This is a genomic window from Blautia sp. 210820-DFI.6.14 (assembly GCF_020558815.1).
GTDB classification, from domain to species: domain Bacteria; phylum Bacillota; class Clostridia; order Lachnospirales; family Lachnospiraceae; genus Blautia_A; species Blautia_A obeum.
Genome location: NZ_JAJCKS010000066.1, coordinates 1 through 1,766 on the forward strand (window position 1 = coordinate 1; position 1,766 = coordinate 1,766).

Here is a 1,766-nt window from a genome sequence, read left to right on the forward strand (position 1 = left end):
ACAATTCATCTCCCACCTATAGAGGAAGGAGAATTCTTGCTATGTTATGTTAAACTATCCTCTCCTCCTCTTTTTTTCCGTATTTCATTATGGTATACTAAAATAAATTCAAATCTTAGTTTTATGATATAAGCAAAACTTTTGATCATTATCGGATGAAGCTTATCAATCCGAAATACAAAAATTCCCCTCTTGAATCGGGAGAAAGGAAATGCCAGCGGCAATTATCATCCTCTGGCTGATTCATAAAAATGAAGGAAAAAGGCGTAACCACTATTACTTTAAAAAAAATAAACCGTGAAAAAGTCTATCAGTATATTTATCGCGAAAAACAGACTTCCAAGTTGCAGATCGTGCAGGATCTGCAGATGGGACTTTCTACAGTAAGCCAAAATCTGAATGCACTTGAACAGGATGGCCTGATCTGCCGGGATGGTTATTTTGAATCCACTGGCGGCCGCAAAGCTCAGGTAATTCAGATCGTTACCGATGTAAAAATCGCAATTGGAATCGGCCTTCTGAAAAACATGTTCCACCTTGCTGCTGTTGATCTGTATGGCGAGGCAATGGCAATGGATACAATTGCTCTCCCCTATGAAAATACGGCAGAATATTATGCAGAACTCGCACAGAATATTGAAAAATTCATCGATAAAAATGGTTATGACCGTGATCGGATTCTTGGTGTTTCTATTGCTACACAAGGTATTATTTCACCTGATGGTTCTGCAGTAACATATGGTGCGATCATGCACAATACTGAAATGAAATTATCCGATTTTACTTCCAGAATTCCATATCCATGTCATCTGGAACACGATTCCAAATCTGCGGCTTATCTGGAACTCTGGAATCATTTTGATCTCAACGATGCAATTGTTTTTCTTCTGAATCGTAACCTTGGCGGTGCTGTTATCATGAATCATCACGTTCACCAGGGAAGCTTCATGCACAGTGGAGCCATAGAACACATGTGTATTGATCCAAATGGTCCTCTCTGTTACTGTGGTAGCCACGGCTGCCTGGAAACTTACTGCTCCGCAAACTCTCTGGAAGCAGCTGCCGGTATGAGCATAAAAGAATTCTTCCCTGTACTACGCGAAGGAAAATCAGACAACCTGAATGCAATCTGGCAGGATTATCTTAAACATCTTGCATTTGCGATGCGAAATCTGAATATGATCATCGACAGCCCTATCATTATCAGCGGATATCTTGCCCCTTACCTGGTTCCGGAAGATCTCAATATGCTACTGCATCTGATCAATGAAAATAACCCATTCACTCTCACAGCTGATCAACTGCTGGTCGGCACACATGGACAATATACTCCGGCTATTGGCGCGGCACTACATTATATCAACCGATTCGTACATGAGGGAACTGCCCTCTGACCCGCCAGGGGACTTAGCCAGTCCCCTGGCAACCCCTGGGCCAAAATATTTGACGGAAATTTTGCCTTATGTGGTTCCCTTTGAAAAATCCTCCTGGTGTTTCAAAGCGGAAGACTTTCTTATAAATAATATAGCAGTATATAAAAATAACAGGACTCTTCTCTCTCGTATGGAGAAGATATCCTGTTATTTTACATTCTAATGATATAATTATATATTACCACAATTCTTTTCAGCATGGCCAATCAGGGGGAGTCTGAGGGGGACCTTCGGCCTTCGCAACTGTGAGATGGTCCCCCTCAGGGTTTCTTTTTTTCAAAAAATATTTACCCTGCTTTATAAAGCAAAATTTATACTTTTAGATATGAGACT

The 1,766-nt window shown here is 40.8% G+C and carries 1 protein-coding gene; it reads left to right on the forward strand.

Annotated elements, in window-relative coordinates:
• Positions 1–251 precede the first annotated feature (251 nt).
• On the forward strand, positions 252–1,394 hold the full coding sequence (locus LI112_RS17690) for an ROK family protein (protein ID WP_227191197.1): 1,143 nt from the start codon (positions 252–254) through the stop codon (positions 1,392–1,394).
• Positions 1,395–1,766: the final 372 nt, after the last annotated feature.